This is a genomic window from Bacillus sp. MYb209, from assembly GCF_002975175.1.
Taxonomy (GTDB): domain Bacteria; phylum Bacillota; class Bacilli; order Bacillales; family Bacillaceae_G; genus Bacillus_A.
Genome location: NZ_PCNZ01000003.1, coordinates 45505 through 63523 on the forward strand (window position 1 = coordinate 45505; position 18019 = coordinate 63523).

Consider the following 18019-nt stretch of genomic DNA (forward strand, 5'->3'; position numbering starts at 1 on the left):
TTATTTACCACAATCTCATTTCCTGTCCTAATAAAATAAGTTCTTCATAAGGATCTCCGCCAATTTTTAATACTTGTGCAAAAGCCGGTTCTGTTTTTATGCCTTGTTCTTTTAATTGGATGATTTTTTTTCTAATATGGGGATGCTGCATTAATAGCATGTGCTCCACTATCATATGTTTATATGCATTTTGGTTACGCACTGGCTGCGGTTGACCAAATAATTCAAATTCAAAACCTTCAAATTGAAAAGTTGCCTTTATTGTTAAGATATTTCTAATGTTTTTCTTTTTCATTTCAAAACCTTCATATGAACCATACAAAGATCTAATTTTCTGTTCAAAAACATCATAATTATGTACTTCCATTACAATATCTAAGTCAGAGTGAAGGGTATCAATTCTAATAGGGATTGTCCCGCAAAGTACAGGACTATATAAAGCTAAATCCGCCATTATGTTTAGTTTATTCATAACTTCGTAAACTTTTTGTTGTTTATCGTTCCCAGATTGTAAGTATGTGATAGATGTAAACATAAAAGTCTCTCCTTCATTTAACGTAATACTCATCTCACTAAATTTGAGAAAAAATTTAATCATTTCATTTTGTTCTAGGAGTACCCTTATTTCAATATATTAAGGCGAACTAACTATATTTTTCTCCTATACTGCAATACTATAAAAATAAAAAAGGAGGAACTTTTATGAGCATTTTCAACATTCTTTTGACCATACACATATTATTTGGAACCATATGTTTAATTACTGGTATTGTAGCGATGGTTGCTCAAAAAAAGAAAGGCAAACATACGGAATGGGGCGAAATATATCATGCATCGTATGTTGTCATCACCCTTACTGCAATACTATTATCCATTATAAACTGGGATAAAATCGCATATTTATTTTATGTAGCAATTTTCTCTTATTCATTTGCGATTTATGGCTACCTTGCAAGAAAAAAGCGTTGGAAAAATTGGATTTGCCACCATATTAGAGGTATGTTAGGCTCCTATATCGGTGCCGTAACCGCGCTTTTAGTAAACGTCGGCATTCATATTCCAATTATTAATTTACTGCCGCCTATATGGTTTTGGTTTTTACCTACCTTAATTGGCATTCCTCTCGTAGCCAGTGTATCAAAAAAATATAAAAAACAAAGGAAGAATTAATTACATTTTGATTACTTTCTAAGTAAGCTTATGAAAAATCATGCTGAATACTGCAAGTAGTATTATTATTTTGATTCCATGTTTCCGATGATATAATGGGTTATATTATTTCATATAAATTAAATATAGGAGGATTTTAATGATACTATCACAAGATAAAAACATTAAACTAGTGATACATGGAATTACTTTATTATCTTTCTTGGCCTTTTTCCTCTTTGGTAATACACTTTTCTTTGTACCGCTCATACTTTATTTCGTTTTTTAATCACAAAGTATAAAAGAGATGAATTTAGAATCAGCCCTTTTTCAATTTGGAGTATGGCTCGCTGTATTTCTTTGGAACTTCATAGTAATCCGTACGATCATGCTTTCCTTATTACACATTGACTTGAGTACAAATTCCTTATTTGTTATTTTTGGAACAATTCCACTATATATAATACTTTTAGCTGCTGTAATTTTAGGACCACTTAAAGGGATTTTATATGAATTACAAAATAAAGAATTTCATTATCCTATTGTTTCACGATGGGTGCATAGAACTAAATAAAAAGAATCCAATATTTTTATTGGATTCTTTTTACTTATGATTTTTTAAATCCAATATTGAATGTAAACGATCCGAATAATTAGTAAACATGCCGTCTACACCCCATACTAGTAACTTTTTCATATCTTTTTCATTATCTACTGTAAATGGATGAACTTCTAATCCGTATTTCTTTATTTTTTTAACATAGGCTGCATCAATATATTTGTAGTTCATACCAAGACCCATGCAGTATGTTTTATACTTTTCTATTTCTGATGCGGTTAATTGAACTGCTTGTTTATATGATAATAATTGTACTAGCGGTATATTAGCATTTAAACTATGAATCTTTCGCAGACTTTCTTCACTAAATGATTGAATAATAACTTTATCATTTATTTGGTAGTGATTTATAATTTCTAATAGTTTTTCTTCCATTCCAGGATATTCATCTGGTGATTTTGTTTCGATATAATAGTTAGCATTATGTCCAAACGTTTCAATAATTTCTTCAAGTGTTGGAACTGTAGCATCTTCAAATTCTTTCTTTGCTAAATTTGGATGCTTTTTATTGAAAAAAGATCCTGCATTTAGTTTCTTTATTTCTTCTAATGTATGTTCTTTAACTAATCCCATACCATTAGTTGTACGGTTTAATGTTTCATCATGCATAGCTACTAAATGTCCGTCTTTTGTCATTTTGAGATCTATTTCTATATAGTCACCTTTTAATTGTTGTCCTAATTTATAAGCCGCTATTGTATGTTCAGGTGCATATGCAGAAGCACCTCTATGTGCAATGTTTTTAATATGATTTGATTGATTTATTGCTTTTGTATATTTTTGTTCATTTACTTGATGAAAAACAAAAATGCTTATTACAATAAAGAAACAAATGATTGTAATGATAGATATTTTCTTCATAACAAAATATTAACTCCCATATTTAATGCAGTTTGACTTAGAGGATTTACTCAAATAAATGTCGATTTTCAAAAACAGTCATTAGTCCTACAACTTGAAAGCCAGATTTTTTATAGATGTTTATTCCATCAGATGAAGCTTGTAATACACAGTAAGTTTCTTTTAGTCGCTTTGCTTCTTGCAGCAGGAAATTAAACATAGTAGAGCCGAATCCTTGCCCTCTCATTTCTTTTTTAGTCGCTATATCATAAATACCGACACTATCTTTCGTACATACTAAAGAGCCAACAGATACTACCTCACCTTTATAAAGACCTAAGTATAGTTTCATGTCATCGCTATTCCATAAATCTAAAGAAGAAATTTGATTATAGTATGCTTGAACGTGAGTACCTTCTACTGATGTACCGAATAAAGCCGCTAATGTTTCGCCAAATTGTTGTATTTGTTTTGGTGATGTTGCTTTTTGTAATGTAAAACCTACTGGAATGTCTATTATTGGATGAATTATTTTTAAGTCTGCAACCATAGCAATATTATGTTCCGCTTCTATTAAATTAAGTTTTAGTAACTCGTTCTTAAAATTATTCTCTTGCATTGCATCCCAATACCAAACACTCACAGGAAACCTTTTTTGATTAAAATGTTCAATCTCCGCACATAACGCCTCGTTTCCGTCTGTTAAGTTGTTGTTTAGTGTAGTGATAATATTAAATGTATCTGCTGGTAACCCACAGTCAACGGCAATATAATCTCTCGTTTCCTTTACACTCATCCCTTGCACATGACGAGCAACATATGTAGTTTTATATGTGAAATTATCTATAAGTAACTTTTGATAATTCATCAATCGTGCTCCTTTCATAGAAAGTAATAATTTAATAACTCCTATATTAAATATAACATATAAGGAATTTTACATATTTTTTGAAAACGCCCATTTTAACACCTTTAAATCACACGTTTTAGTATGAAGGAATAAAAAATGATATAACATTGTCGGAATGAAAAAAGTGGTATATAATAAATATTAACATTACTAGTAATTATTTTAGGTATTCCTAGAATAAAGGAGCGATACATATGAAAATTACTATTTATTTCGGAAGTCATGAAGATCAAGATGTTCGTACTATGGACTGTCATTTAGATGTAGAAGATACAGAAGAGATTGTATCTGTATCATAATATAAATAATCGGGATGAACCCTATTCCCTACAGCGTTTAAGACACCTTTTACAGGTGTCTTTTTTATTGTTTTTTCGTCAAAAACCCTTTACTTTAGAGCGTTTTAATAGTAAAATATAAATATACGAACAAACGTTCTTTTTAATTTATTTGTACATGAAGGGATGATTTTAACAATGGCTCAAGCAAAGCGCAGAGGAAGAAAAAAGCAAACACCTATTATTTCAAATACAGGCTTTATCGGCTCTGTCTTTATTGATACATTGGAGTTACAAAAGAAATCCTATTATTTCGCTCGTAAAAAACTTCAAATTGTTCATCACGTACTAGATGGTCTATCTGGGGCAACGAGTGCATTATTTAAAGAACATAATATCTCCGCATACATGTCATGTGTGTATTTACATAAACAAAAGAAAATCGGCTTTGTTCTTTCAACAAAACCGTTTGAACAAAGTGATGGCGTTGCTTACTTTATAAATTATTTAATCGAAAAGAATTTTTACGGTAACGAAGAAATAGAATATCAAGAAGTATTTAATACAGGTTTTATTGGTGTAGTATTCGCGGATTTATCTAGTATAGATCGCTTTAATTTTGAGTTTGAAATGGGTATGTTAACGAAATTAATGAGAGATATGATTATTCCGGTTAAAGAGCTCTTTTTACGCCACAATGTACCGGCTTACATCTCCACTTCTCATTTAGAGGAGCAAAATAAATTAGGTTTCGTTCTATCTGTAAAGCCATATGATGAACGTGCAGAAGCAGATTTATATTTTGAAACATATTTAAAAGAGCGCGGGTTATTTATTGGTGATGAAGAAGATGATATTGATAAGATTGTTATTAGAAAGACAGCTGAATTACGATAAAAAAACGCAGGATGATGCTTCTGCGTTTTTTTATAATACTACATTCTTCGTATTTAATAAGTATTGATTTAAAAAATCCATAAACAAAAAAGAGCGCTATGAAGAAGCGCACTCATTCAAAGTACTTTACCAATCTCGACGATTATCGCGATCACAGTCACGATCATGATTACGTCTGCGACGGCACTCATCACAATCACAGTCATGGTCACGTCTACAACGACGGTCATCACAATCTCTATGTCTGCGTCTGCAGAACATTAAATCATCCCAAAATCTATCACAATCTCGGAAACGTCTGAAATCACCATTACATCCCATAAATATAATTACCTCCTCTTAAACTCTAGATTCATCATATTCTATGCTAAAAAACAAAAACAGCTTGTTTATTAGTCTACTTTCTGCATTTTAAAGTAATAATATTATTATCTAATCTTTAAGTTTCAAATCTATTTCATCCCTTATCTTTCCTTAACAACAAACAAGACGCCACCCAGATCACGGCAGCGCCTACGATAATTGCTATTGGTTTAGTCATTTAACATCATCCCTATTTTTTAAATGAGACAGAATCAACGATTGTTAAAACTACCCAAGGTATTTCAAGAAACACTGCAATTATTGGCATCAACTAGAAGTAGTGATACCATTTTGTGTAGCTACTCATTTTCCACCATTCCTCCTCTTTGATACATTTCATTCGCTAGGTTAATAAGCATTTCAAATACCATCCCACGGTTTCCTAGTCCCATTTTTATTCCTCGCTTTCCACTTGTAATTTTCTATTTCAATTGAATATGCAACATTTCATATTTTATTATTGTAATATTTTCTTTACTAACTATCATTTGCTAGTGCATCATTACAAACCATTGATAAATCAATATTTGTAATTTAATCCCTTATATTAGTCCCTGAAAGAATACTTTTAAACACTTTATTCGAATAATTATATTGGAATTTCTTGTTCTACACATCTATACGTATTTTGTGTATTATATAGCGGAAGAGTAAGGTAAGAGTTACTCTTTGCCATTTTAGGAAAGGTTCTGTTGGAGACAACAGGACCTTTTTTCGTAAAAGGATTATTTTGTTTAAATCTCACCACTAATCATCAAAATATCTTATAATCGTAATATGATAAATTAAATTTAAATATTAGGAGTAGATATAATGCCAGTTACACTAGAACTTATTTTTGTCATTCTTATAGCGATTAGCGCTGTTGGCTATTTAATAAAAGAATTTCAAAAAACTAGGAAAAAAACACTTGGAATTTCACTAGAATTTTTAGTCCTTTTCTGGTCAATATGGAGAATAGCGACTATCATAATCTAATTTGTAAAATATAATCTCCTCTGAATAAAACTCAATATTCCGTTAATAATGTAGACAACCCATTAAGTTACTTTCTCCTTGTTCCCCCTTGGAGAACCGAGCAGTTAGCTTTTGCTAGCTGCTTTTTTATTTATAAGGATGCAATCAATTGACAGGAAAAACATAAAATATTTTATATAACGCTTTTATAAAGTTATTTATATATCTTCATGGCCTTTTCTCATATATAAGTATGTCCTCCATACCATATACAAAGGTAAAATTTCTAGAAATACGATGGGAGGCTAAAAATGACTACCTCAAATATTTACGACTTCATTATGAAATACGCTCGAGGACCTCATTTTCATCAAGATTTCCCCATAATATTATTTTGGAGTCAAAAAAGTGGATGTACTTCACTTGCTCATTGGTTTTTTTATCAAATCAACTTGTTTAAGGAAGCAATTAAATATAACCCATTCATCCATAATTATGAATTCGATATATACAAAAATTCAGCGTACTACTTTACTGGGCTTGCAAATGCATTATATACAAATGAAAAGCAGACATATAAACTTGTAAGAAACCTCTATAAAAGGGCAGTAAGTTCATTTATTTCACTAATTCCCCCACCAAATATTGACCATCCCGAGTGGAAACCAATCCGCCGTTTTTTATATCAAGATGAACATTGTAATAAAAAAATCTCCTTTAAACTTTTCTTATATTATTTAAAAGCACATATGAAAAATTTAGACACCGTGAACCCGCACTATGTGCAACAATATGTTCAAGATGAAGAAGAATTTGTTACAAACTATATTTATCTTGAAAACTTCTCTTCTGAAATTTCAAATTTAGAAAATATATATGGTCTAAAGAAGTCCCCTTTAGATGTATTAACTAAGTCATGGCATCATCAAAGTAAGAGCGCCCTTGAAAGGGGACTATGCAGATGCTGACATTACAGATCCTTTATTCCCACGATTCCCAACATATGATAGTTTTTATGACTCCGAAACTATCCAATTAGTTGAAGACATTTTTAACAAAGATTTCACCATATACAAATACCCCCTAACTCCACTTTAAAATATAGGTCTATTCCTAGTCACAAATTTATAATTATTACAGAGAAACTTAAGTCCACTTACTTAAGTTTCCTCATAACACTCCTGCGGGTTGAAGTTGGGCACTACTTTATAGTGCTCTTTTTTAATAAATTTCAAATGGATGGGATAAAACAAATCCAACTTCAAATTATGGAGGAATTAAAAAAGTAAAATCTCACATTGATAGTGCTAAAACTCAAGCCAATGATGATATTTTTCCAACAAACCCCTTTAACGTTCTTGACTTACTTTTCCGTTTCACTATCTTCGTTTGGGTTTGCTTTCATCTTTTCGTCCGATTTCGTCACTGCACAAGCTGTGAATACACTTCCTGCAACGATCATCGTTCCAATAGTTAGTAATGTTTTAGATTTCATTTTTAATCCTTCGCTTTCTCTCGTAATCTTTTCTTATTTAACCGTAACATAAAAAATGGGAAATCTTGTACTCTCTTTTTTTGTTTCCTTTCGACAGAATATGACAAGATACTGTTCTATAATTAATTTTATAACACCTCTTAATAAATAATTTAAGAAGCTACTAAACACTATAATCTTTTGAATGAATTTCTAATATTAAATGATTTGAAGAAACCTTATTCAATATTAGATAAAAGATTCCTCCTACAATTGGAATAGTATAGGCTGGAACATAGTTTAATAATATACCTGATAATGCCATTGCTATAGGCATCATCATTTTACCTATACTTAATCCAATACTGAGTACTCTTCCCCTATATTCATCAGGAATCTCTTTTTGCATGAAATAAGCTAAAGGGATATCTATTAGCGCTATAATTAGTCCTAAACAGAACATAATAATACAATACGTAAAAACATATATAAAATCATTTACTTCAAAACTTTTGAATAAAACTGGTATCCCTGAAATAATCATAAACACTGCCAATATAAAACTTAGCTGTCTCAAAAGATAGGAGTAAGAAAAACGATCAGTTATCTTTCTAACTAATAGGGCCCCTAATATCATCCCTATAGGGAAAGTCCCTTGTATAATACCTAATTTTTTAGAACTGAGATCAAGAACCGTGTTTATAATGTATGGCAACGGAACAGTTACAGCAAAACCTAAGAAGAAATTAAGTGAAATCAAAATACGAAACGTATTCTTTAAGCTTTCCTTTTCAATTAAGTAAGAAAAACCCTCCTTTATATCTTTAATAAAATTAATTCCTTTTTTTGAACATTTCTCATTTATGTTGTACTCGAACAGTTTAAAATGAATAAATAATATTGCTATCCCTGAAAGAATAAATGATATACCGTTTATAATTATAAAAATTTTAATATCAAAGACTGCAAAAACGATGCCACCTAACATAGGACCGAGAATTAAAGATACAGAATCGATAATTTTACTTATAGAGTTAATACTCATTAGCCTTTCTTTAGAGACGATATTTGGTTTTGCGGCTTCTAACCCTATTCCAAAGAATGTTGTAAATACCGACATAAGAAAGGTAGTAGCATAAATGATGAATAAGTTTAATCCATAATTGCTGCTTAATATATAAACAGCGATTAATAAGCTTCCATTTAATAGATCCATACAAACAACCAACTTCTTTTTATCAACCTTATCTGCAATTACACCGGCAAATGGATTCATAACAATCATTGGAATAGTTCCTAATATGAGCGTAATCGCGAAATTTAATGCTGATCCGGTTATTTGTAAAACATATAATCCGAATGCGAAACTATAAATAGAGCTACCAAATATTGATACTGTTTTCCCAATTGAATAGAGACAAATATTTCTTAGTTCTTGATTGCTTTTTTCATTCTGTGAATGTATTCGTAAACTCCCCATAACTTTTTTCCTCCCGCTTAATTTTGTATTACGTACAGTGTAAGTTCTCGGGTCAACCCAATATCAATATGTGCAAATTTAAAATTTTTAAAAGAAAATAAAAAAAGATGGGGTTAACCCCATCTTTTTCCGAAAAATGAATATGTATAAATTTCTTCTCCTTGAACAAAGAAATCCTCGTATTTTCCGCCTCGTTCCAAATAATTTGAAGTTCTTTCATCAATGGATTGAAAATGTAGATTTTGGATTTCTTTCGTTACTTTTGAAAGTGTAAAATTCTCTCGAAACCTAGTTATAATTTGGCTGTTTATGCTAAAATTTTTAAATAAAATAAATAAACTTAATAAATAACAATTAGGTTTTAAAAGAGAATTTAATTCGTGAAGTAAAAAATTCTCATGCTCAAAACTATAATTGCTAGTACCAGACTGATCAATTACAATATCAACAGACTGATTCTGAATAGGTATATTCAAAAAATCAGTACAGATAAAAAGAATGTTTCTTTTCGGATTTCTTCTCTCTAATACATCTTTTAAAAATAGTAGTTTATTCAAATCTCGATCAACTGCAACAAATAAGCAATCTTCGGGTAATTCTTCATAAATGTTCCGCAAAAAGAACCCAAGACCCGATCCTATATCAAGTAATATTTTGTTATTTAAATCTAATTGTATTAGTTTCTTTTTCGCCCATTCTCCTTCTCTATTCATATTTTCCAAATATGCAGTATCAGTTTCATAGATATAATCCGAAATAGAATCTTCAAGTGACGTTCGCTCATATGCTTTAAATAATTTATCAGCTGTTATAATCCCTGAAGTAATAACGTATTCTTCGCCGCAGTTACAAGTCAAATTCCCCTCTATAATTTGATTGCTATTAATAATTCCATTTTGAAGAATTAGGTTTTCGCTACACTTAGAACATGTAAGTAACTGAAGTACGCTTAAATCTATCCCTATAATAGAATTCGGAGTTTCATTTGTTATAGATAAATCATTTAACACTTCCTTTAATTTATCTCTTCTCTCCTCTAAAGTTTGTATTTCTTGTTCAATCTTTTCATATTTCAATTTAAATAAAGATTGGTAAAAAGTATCTTTTTCGTAATTCATAGATTTTGCTAAACTTTTATAAAGAAAAAGTTCTTTAATTTCATTCAAACTAAATCCTAGCCATTTGTATTCTAATATAAGCTCTATATCTTTTTGACAATACTCATCAAAAAAATAATGGCCACCCTTCTTTTCAGGGATAATTAGTCCGAGATCCATATAATGTCTAATCGTATCTATACTTATATTATTTATTTCTCCAAACTTTCCGATTTTCATAATATCACTACCACTACCATTATAATTTTTGTTTATACATACTTCTTTTTTAAAAGTAGAAAATCCTTTTATCTATACATTATTATTTATGATACGAGGATGATGTAATTAAGGTTTTATATAATAAAAAACCCGTGAATAATTCACGGGTTTTACTTTAATAACTAACTGCTATTGTTCCCTCACCTGCATGTACAGCAAATGAAATTGGCAATGGATACAGTTTGAAATCCATTTCAGGGAATGCTTGTCTAATATCTGAAATCCATTCTTCAGCTCCGGCTTTATCGTTAGCATGGAACATATGGAGTACTTTTGGTAATTCTTTTTCAAGCTCATTTTTAATATATTCTCTACACTTTTGGATTTTGCGAACTTTCTTTTCAAGTAAAAGTTCTCCGCCTTTTACTTCTAAGATTAAGTTGACACTTAATAAACTTCCAAGTAAAAATTGAACTCCCTTTACACGACCACTTGCATATAAACCTTTTAAACTCTTTGGAAATACATAATAAGGTCTTCTTTTTTCATCTACTAATGTTTTGTGTATATCTTGTAAAGTCATACCATCATTGTATAACGTCTTAGCTTTTCTCAAAAGTTCATCCATTGGATAACTTGTCGTTTCACTATCTAATACAGTTAAAGGGAAACCTGCCATATCAGCAGCTAGCTTCATATTTTGATAGGTCCCACTTACTTTTCCGCTAATAGCAACTGCAAAGCCTTCTTCATATTCTTCTTTGCATTTAGTAAATAATTCTACCATTTCCCCTATGTTAGGTTGCGAAGTAGTAACTGTTCTTCCGTCATTTAACGCTTCATAAAGACGTTTATGAACTCCTTCTTCACAATCCTTATAAGACACTCCATCAATAATAACTTCAATTGGGATAACAAAGTTATCACCACCTGTTGTAAAACTCGCAGTTGTACTATCAGTAAACCAAGCAACACGCTTCATGTTGTTCCTCCCTTATCCTGTTCCTCTTTTCTGACTTTTCTATATATTTATCTTACGAAAAGAGAATATCCCCTGTAATAGTAACAGGACTTTATTATTTTGGCTATAGTAGATGTATAATAAATGTGAATATTGTTTGTCTATTTCACAAATAAAAAAGAAAATCAGGATATTTCCCCGATTTCCCTCTAATAATACATTATTTAAAAGTTTCATTATCTAAAATTACAACATAATCATTAGTCATTCGTCCAGCTTCTTTCGTATAATTGACAAGCCGTTGTATGTTATCACAGCAAATTTTCGCTCCCCATACGAGTAACGGTACACCAATAAAATCAATATGAAATCTTCTAGAAAACAAACCGCCTAAAGTCATTGGCAATGGAACTGTTGGTGATGTATTAGAAAAAATAATCTTATCATGGTTTTGATAATGTTTTTGCAGAATTTCTCCTAAATGCTTCATCGCAGGTACAACGACTTTTGATGCCCCGCATCCAATTGTATATACAGGATTTCCATATTCATCTTGTCCATGAAAAATAATTTTCCCCATATCTTCTGTTTTCAATTTATTAAAGTACTCCACATTTAAAATTTCTTCTTTCGTTAACTTCCGATCAGTTGGCAATTTATTTAAATGATAAGCTGCAGCTAGCGAGGTTGTATGCGTTCCACCGAAATCTGTGTAAATGAATATCATATTATCATCCTTTATTAGAAATGTTCAATGTTTATTAGTATCACCATATAATTATTTATTAAACAAAGGACGATGTTCTTTTTACGCTTTATATAATGACTGGATTTTATATTTAACAAAAATATAACAGCGCATTTTATAAATATAAAATCCAATAATAGCACCAAAAACGTTACAAATTATATCATCAATGTCAGTAATTCGTCCCCATCCACTCATTAATGATTCTATCAATTGTAGTATTTCTATGCTGAATGATATAACTAATCCTAGAATCATAGTGTTTTTTAATTTATTGTATTTATCCCATATTATTGGTGCTAAAAACCCTAAAGGCATTAATAATAAAACATTCCCGCCTATATTTCTTACGATTAGACCAATCATAAATAGGACATCACCATCATAGGCACTTCCTATTTGACCGATTTCTTTAATAATTGATGCAAAAGGAATAATATTGACTGAACGATTAAGATTTTCAACACTAGAAGGAAACCCGATTGGCAAGGGAAATAAGGTTACTGCAACAACCATACAGATGTATATTACAAAAAGAAAATTAATACATTCTTTTAACCAATACACTTGCATTTTATCCTTTATCACAATTAATATACTTCGTACAATCAAATAGCAACAGACTCCCAAAATAATAAACCAACTACCACTGATCATATACAAATCGTTAATCCACCCTTTCATCGTCATATTATTGGTTTATATCCTTACACTTCCATGCGTATGTTCTTCTATTTCGTATTCAAAATCTATCAACCCTACTACTCGGTCTGCATGTATAGCTATTAGTTCAATAACAAGATTTTCATACTTTTCTCTAAGTATATATCTAAAAAAGATAACAAACGGCAACGAATCGAGCCTATTTCATCGTTTTTATATGCTCTAATTTTTATATCCATGTAATTAAAAAACTCCTTCTATTTCTACAATAAACTTTTCGGGTCCTGCCCCTTTATTTGATGGAATAACTAATGTAATTCCTAAGTCCGGGTATACGGCCGAGCGAAAACTCACGCCTGGATCATATCCCATTACATGATATTTAAAAATATTTCCTTGTCTTTTCTCAATCCATATTCCATAGCCGTAAGACTGGCAATTATTCACCAAAATATGAGGAGTTAAAAGTAACTTCGTATATTCGTGGCTCAATATTTCGTTGTTAAATAGAGCTTCCCAAAATTGCACCATGTCTGGTGCAGTAATGTAAGCACCGCCATCAGAACCTCCTTTTATGGGTATAGAGTATGCATTTGTTCTCCATTTTTGACTATTTACATCCTTTATATATCCGAGAGCGGTATGTTTCGGTAAATTATCTAAAGAGGAATAGCCTGAATCATTCATGCCAACTGGAACAAATATGTTTTTTTCTATATATTCCGTAAATTCAAGTCCTGTCTGCTGTTCTATAATTAATCCAAGTATAATAAAACCTGCATTATTATAGTAAAACTTACTTCCTGGTGTAAACATCATATTACTGTTTTGGAATAATGGTAAAAAGTCTTTTAAACTTTTTAAAAGATACATAGGGGTCTGTTTCCAAAGATCTTCAAAGTTATCCATGATACTTTCATCAAAATAATCTGGAATACCCGAACTATGCGTTAAAAGTTGATGTACTGTAATATCTTCATTAAAGTTTGGGAATTTAATATGTAGACAATCTTTTAACTTTGTATGAAAAGTAATTACACCTCTTTCAACAAGTTGACAGATACTGATAGCAGTGAATAATTTACATCCTGAGGCAATTCCAAATCTTGTTTGTAGTGTATTGTTTATACATTCACTTCGGTTAGCATATCCAAACGAATTTTCATAGATAATATCATCATCTTTTTTTATTAAGACTACCCCAGAAAAATCTATATTGTGATGTATTCCTTTTACAATTTTCTCTATTTGATCTTTTGTTTTTAGCATAATAACCACCCTTGTTTATCAGTATTTTTCTTTCCCCTTATCATTTTTCCATATATAGGGGGAAGAAACCTCCTATTCCCCCCCTAAATTTCAAATAAAAACCAATGGAACTATTTCGCATTTATTGATTCAGCGGAATTTATCTTAGACTGCGATGGTAATAAAGTAAACACGCACAATATGATAGTAATAAGTAGCATTACTAATACTCCTACAATAACTACAAGTTGTATAGAAGTGAATTGAGTTGCAACGCCGAACAGAATCGTTATAAAAATTGTTAAAACAGCTATAACGAGCCCGTATATACTCCCGATTCGTCCCATCATATGAACCGGAACGTTATTTTGATAAAATGTGTAAAATCCTGTATTTGCATATGCCATAGAGAAAGATAAAATAAAGAATCCGATAGCAGCTATTAAAAACTCACTTGAAAAAGCATAAATCAAATATCCGATTGCAATGAATAATGATCCTATCCCAATTAGAAATGAAGGTGCTAATTTTTTTGATAAAATTGTATTTGTTAGGGCTCCTAAAATAAAACCCGCTCCAGCGATACTAACTAAAAAGCCATATTCACTATCTGTTAACAATAAAATTTCTTTCGCAAATGATAATTCCAGTGAATCATTTGCGGTAGCTAATACCATCATCCCCTGGAATAAGAAGTACACACATACGACATACAAAGATTTTTTACTAAAATTTAAAACTATGTTCCAATCTTTTTTTAGTACAGTTAGAGATAACTTATCACCTGATATATTAGAATCGTATTTTTTATCAAGATTAGGTAAAAGTAATGTAATTAACCCTGATAACAAAAATGCTATAGCATTCATATATATAGCAAACTCTGGTGTACTCGCTATTAATAATACGCCTGCTACCGCTGGACCAATTAAAAATGCACCAGATCCTATTAAACTACGTAGTGAGTTGAAACGTTGTCTTCGTTCTACTGGTATTAATTTCGTCATATACGTCATAGCAGTTGGCTCATAAATCGCACTAGCCATGCTAATAAAGAATACTAAAAGATAGATAATCCAAAGAGATGGAAGCAAAGGTAAAATAGCGATAAATACTGCGCGGTATATATCAAGATGGATTATTAACTTTCGTTTATTTAAACGATCTATCATACTTCCTGCCCAAGTGTTTGTAAATAAGGTCGCAAATGGTTTAATTACATATAAAGTAGCAACAGCTAAGGCTGATCCGCCCATTTTATAGACAAGTATATTAAGTGCCATTAAGTAAATCCATGCACCTAAATTTGCAATACCAACTCCGGACAGTAGTAATAAAGGATATTTCCAATCTTTAAGTAGTTTTTTCACTTTAAGCACCCGCTTTCTAAATTGTTTTAAACCAATAAAAAAATCCCACCCCCAAGACTTAAAGTCTTAGGGACGAGATTTATCATCGCGGTGCCACCCTAGTTTATTAATATGTTGCCATATTAACCTTATCAAGTACTGCATTTAAAAATGCTTATACCTTAGCTCTATAACGGGAGCTCCCGTCACACCACCCCCTTTCGTTAAAGGCTCCGATGTGCTGCTCAGAGGCTTGATTCAATAAAGAATTTTTGCTCCTTTTCAGCTAAATGGAGCTCTCTGTGAAAAATTCATTTTATCTACTCTTCTCATCATCGCATGTAATTTTATCCATAATATCATGGAGGGTAGTATATTGTAAATGATTAAATAGAATAATCAGTTTTTTACAAAAGAAAACATCCCTTGTAATTTTTTGATTTAATTTATTATTAATTAAAAAATACGGTGCGTGAAATTACTTATAATTCAAACAAAAAGAGCCTATTCTACTGTAGGCCCCTACGAACTTCTATACTAATTTGTATTCGCTTCTGTTAATGGTTCTAAAGGCGGTTCTAAATTAAGTATCAAAGTGTCTCCTTCTTGTAAATCTTGTCCTTTTTCAATACTTTGACTCGTGACATATCCAGTACCTGTTGTTTTTACATCTAATTTCAACAACTTAGAGAAATACATAACATCACGCATTGACCAACCTTTTAGGTTAGGCATTTTCACATTACTTCCTACTAGAAATATGCGATCTCCTTCACTCATTACTTCGCCAGTCTGTGGATACTGTTTTATTATCTTTCCTTCTCCTAATAATACCGGCTGAAGTTTCTCTTTTTCTGCAATATTTTTTACAGTATCCATCGTTTGATTTACATAATTTTGTACTTTTATTTCAGATTGCTTTGTTGCATCTGCCATTTGCTTTTCTGTATATGGTTTCACTTTTAAATATTCTAGACTATTTTTCATAACTGGTTTAAAAATTTCAGCAAGAGGCTGAGCACCGTATTCATTCCCCTTTAATTTAGGTTGCTTAATGGCTAAATATACGACTAATTGCGGATCATCAATTGGAGCCATTCCTAAGAATGAAAAAATATAATTATCTTTCCCTTCCATATATCGTCCATTTTCAGGATTCGGAATTTGCGCTGTCCCTGTTTTACCACCAATCGGATAACCATCAATTTTATACATCGTTCCCGTTCCTTTAGATGATGTTATAACACGCTCCATTAAGTTCCTTACCTTATCTGCAGTTTCTTTTTTAATCGGATTCCCTATTTCTTTAGGTTGATTTTCCATAATAACTTGTTTATTTGTTGGATTTACAACCTTGTCAACAATATAAGGTTGCATCATTTTCCCGTCATTTGCTATAGCTGTGGCCGCTTGTACGATTTGAATAGGAGTTACAGTTGAACCTTGACCGAAAGAAGTAGTAACTTGTTGAATTTGAGTATTTAACAATAATGTATTTTTACTTTCTCCAGGCAAATCTATCCCTGTTTTTTGATTGAAACCAAATTTGTTCATATATTGCTTGAATTTATTTGGTTTCAGTAACTGGTCTTCTAAAATAGAAAAAGCAACGTTTGATGACCGTTCAAACCCTTCATCAAATGTAATTGAGCCCCATCCATAGCCGCCATTATGATCTTTAATCTCCGCTGAACCAACTGCGTATTTTCCTGATTGGAAATATTCTTTCCCGTTATATACGCCTTCATTAATTGCAGCAGCTAATGTGAAAACTTTCATTGTAGAACCTGGTTCGAATGCGTTCGCAATTGGATCATTTAAAAAATATTCAATGTCTCCCTTATTAGGATTATAACTAGGCTTACTAGACATTGCTAAAACTTTACCTGTTTTTGGATCTGCAATGATTCCTACTAACATAGAAGGATCATAGTGTTGCTCCGCTTTATTCATCGCGTCTTCTAAAAAACTATTAATTTGTTTATCAAGCGTAAGATATACGTTATTTCCATTTTTAGCAGGTTCTACTTTTCCTATATCATTTGTAAGTGGGATACCTCTTCGTGAACCTACATATTCTACATTTCCGTTTGTAGAGCGTAAATATTTATCTAAACTTTTTTCAAGCCCAAACTTCCCCTCCGCATTACCTTTATCGTCCGGTCTTGCAAAACCAAGTATATACGAGGCGAAATCTTCATTTGGGTATACTCTGGCTTTTTCTGTTGTAAACGATACACCTGGTATTTTCAAATTATTAATTTCTTCCTTCGCTTCTCTAGATAAATTACGTCCAATTTTACCAATTTCAACTTGCGTACGTCCTTCATGAAAATTTTTCATGATCTCCTCTTTATCAACTTCAAGCGCATCTGCTAAACGTTGTGCAGTATCTTCTTTATCTTTTAATTTATCTTTTCCTTTTAAGTTTACAACGATGCGATATGTCGTTGAGTCTTGGACTAATACTTTACCGTTTTGATCATAAATTGTCCCGCGATTTGCCTCTAAAACTCCATTTTTGTTTTGTTGTTCATTCGCAAGATCTTTTACATTAACACTATGCACGACTCCTACTGCTTGAATATAAAATATACGTAAAAGCATAGTAAGGAACAAAACAATAAAAACAATCATCATATATCGAGCGCCTTTATTCGTTTGAAGTTTATGCATACTAATCTCCTCGCCTTTCCAATGTATTAATGTGAATATGCGCTACTAAATATGTTCTTTATTATATTAGATACTATCTTTTTCGAAG

At 31.3% G+C, this 18019-nt stretch carries 16 protein-coding genes, 4 pseudogenes and 1 other annotated feature; of the genes and pseudogenes, 5 read left to right on the forward strand and 15 right to left on the reverse strand.

The features are described from left to right. Positions 1–4: 4 nt before the first annotated feature. Positions 5–535 (reverse strand): DUF4269 domain-containing protein, encoded by a 531-nt coding sequence (locus CQZ94_RS07165; protein ID WP_105584815.1) that lies wholly within the window; start codon positions 533–535, stop codon positions 5–7. A gap of 167 nt (positions 536–702) precedes the next feature. On the opposite strand from CQZ94_RS07165, the gene CQZ94_RS07170 reads away from it, so the two are divergent. Together CQZ94_RS07170 and CQZ94_RS07175 are read left to right on the forward strand one after the other, a co-directional pair. After that, entirely contained in the window at positions 703–1170 is a 468-nt protein-coding gene (locus CQZ94_RS07170) for a DUF2306 domain-containing protein (RefSeq protein WP_105584816.1), read from the forward strand. 139 nt (positions 1171–1309) lie between these two features. Then, positions 1310–1723: pseudogene (locus CQZ94_RS07175) on the forward strand (hypothetical protein). Positions 1724–1753: 30 nt separating this feature from the next. Here the strand turns inward: CQZ94_RS07175 and CQZ94_RS07180 are convergent. Together CQZ94_RS07180 and CQZ94_RS07185 are read right to left on the reverse strand one after the other, a co-directional pair. After that, positions 1754–2629: a glycerophosphodiester phosphodiesterase gene (locus CQZ94_RS07180; RefSeq protein WP_105584817.1), complete on the reverse strand. Its 876-nt coding sequence runs from the start codon at positions 2627–2629 to the stop codon at positions 1754–1756. A gap of 46 nt (positions 2630–2675) precedes the next feature. After that, entirely contained in the window at positions 2676–3476 is an 801-nt protein-coding gene (locus CQZ94_RS07185) for a GNAT family N-acetyltransferase (protein ID WP_105584818.1), read from the reverse strand. Positions 3477–3994: 518 nt separating this feature from the next. Between CQZ94_RS07185 and CQZ94_RS07195 the strand changes: the two genes are divergently transcribed. After that, the gene (locus CQZ94_RS07195) at positions 3995–4693 is read left to right on the forward strand and encodes a hypothetical protein (RefSeq protein WP_105584819.1); all 699 of its coding nucleotides are present in this window, start codon (positions 3995–3997) and stop codon (positions 4691–4693) included. Positions 4694–4819: 126 nt separating this feature from the next. Here the strand turns inward: CQZ94_RS07195 and CQZ94_RS07200 are convergent, their stop codons facing one another. After that, on the reverse strand, positions 4820–5014 hold the full coding sequence (locus tag CQZ94_RS07200; protein ID WP_105584820.1) for a hypothetical protein: 195 nt from the start codon (positions 5012–5014) through the stop codon (positions 4820–4822). 356 nt (positions 5015–5370) lie between these two features. Then, positions 5371–5448 (reverse strand): annotated as a pseudogene (locus CQZ94_RS31640) (Holliday junction resolvase RecU); the annotation flags it as partial. A gap of 421 nt (positions 5449–5869) precedes the next feature. On the opposite strand from CQZ94_RS31640, the gene CQZ94_RS31135 reads away from it, so the two are divergent. Continuing rightward, on the forward strand, positions 5870–6034 hold the full coding sequence (locus CQZ94_RS31135) for a hypothetical protein (protein ID WP_105584821.1): 165 nt from the start codon (positions 5870–5872) through the stop codon (positions 6032–6034). A gap of 290 nt (positions 6035–6324) precedes the next feature. Continuing rightward, a pseudogene (locus CQZ94_RS07210) lies at positions 6325–7111 on the forward strand (sulfotransferase family 2 domain-containing protein). A gap of 265 nt (positions 7112–7376) precedes the next feature. On the opposite strand, the gene CQZ94_RS31645 reads toward CQZ94_RS07210, so the two are convergent. The 10 genes and pseudogenes from CQZ94_RS31645 to CQZ94_RS07255 all read right to left on the reverse strand — a co-directional run bounded on the left by CQZ94_RS31645 (position 7377) and on the right by CQZ94_RS07255 (position 17931). After that, positions 7377–7508, reverse strand: a complete 132-nt coding sequence (locus tag CQZ94_RS31645; protein WP_258166010.1) for a hypothetical protein — start codon at positions 7506–7508, stop codon at positions 7377–7379. Between the two features lie 163 nt (positions 7509–7671). Next, complete coding sequence (locus tag CQZ94_RS07215) at positions 7672–8967, reverse strand: MFS transporter (RefSeq protein ID WP_105584822.1); 1296 nt, start codon at positions 8965–8967, stop codon at positions 7672–7674. A gap of 113 nt (positions 8968–9080) precedes the next feature. Continuing rightward, a complete protein-coding gene (locus CQZ94_RS07220; protein WP_105584823.1) occupies positions 9081–10304 on the reverse strand; it encodes a methyltransferase domain-containing protein in 1224 nt (407 codons plus the stop codon). Positions 10305–10461: 157 nt separating this feature from the next. Continuing rightward, positions 10462–11268 (reverse strand): DegV family protein, encoded by an 807-nt coding sequence (locus CQZ94_RS07225; protein ID WP_105584824.1) that lies wholly within the window; start codon positions 11266–11268, stop codon positions 10462–10464. A 199-nt stretch (positions 11269–11467) separates the two neighbouring features. After that, entirely contained in the window at positions 11468–11974 is a 507-nt protein-coding gene (locus CQZ94_RS07230) for a DUF3189 family protein (RefSeq protein ID WP_105584825.1), read from the reverse strand. Between the two features lie 81 nt (positions 11975–12055). Next, positions 12056–12679, reverse strand: a complete 624-nt coding sequence (locus CQZ94_RS07235; protein ID WP_181149462.1) for a VanZ family protein — start codon at positions 12677–12679, stop codon at positions 12056–12058. A 36-nt stretch (positions 12680–12715) separates the two neighbouring features. Beyond that, positions 12716–12897, reverse strand: a pseudogene (locus CQZ94_RS31650) (GNAT family N-acetyltransferase); the annotation flags it as partial. A gap of 4 nt (positions 12898–12901) precedes the next feature. Continuing rightward, the gene (locus tag CQZ94_RS07245) at positions 12902–13927 is read right to left on the reverse strand and encodes a serine hydrolase domain-containing protein (RefSeq protein ID WP_105584826.1); all 1026 of its coding nucleotides are present in this window, start codon (positions 13925–13927) and stop codon (positions 12902–12904) included. A 110-nt stretch (positions 13928–14037) separates the two neighbouring features. After that, positions 14038–15276, reverse strand: coding sequence for an MFS transporter (locus CQZ94_RS07250; protein ID WP_105584827.1), 1239 nt, complete (start codon positions 15274–15276; stop codon positions 14038–14040). A gap of 65 nt (positions 15277–15341) precedes the next feature. Continuing rightward, positions 15342–15600 (reverse strand) — a binding site (T-box leader). Positions 15601–15792: 192 nt separating this feature from the next. After that, on the reverse strand, positions 15793–17931 hold the full coding sequence (locus tag CQZ94_RS07255) for a penicillin-binding protein (protein ID WP_105584828.1): 2139 nt from the start codon (positions 17929–17931) through the stop codon (positions 15793–15795). Positions 17932–18019: the final 88 nt, after the last annotated feature.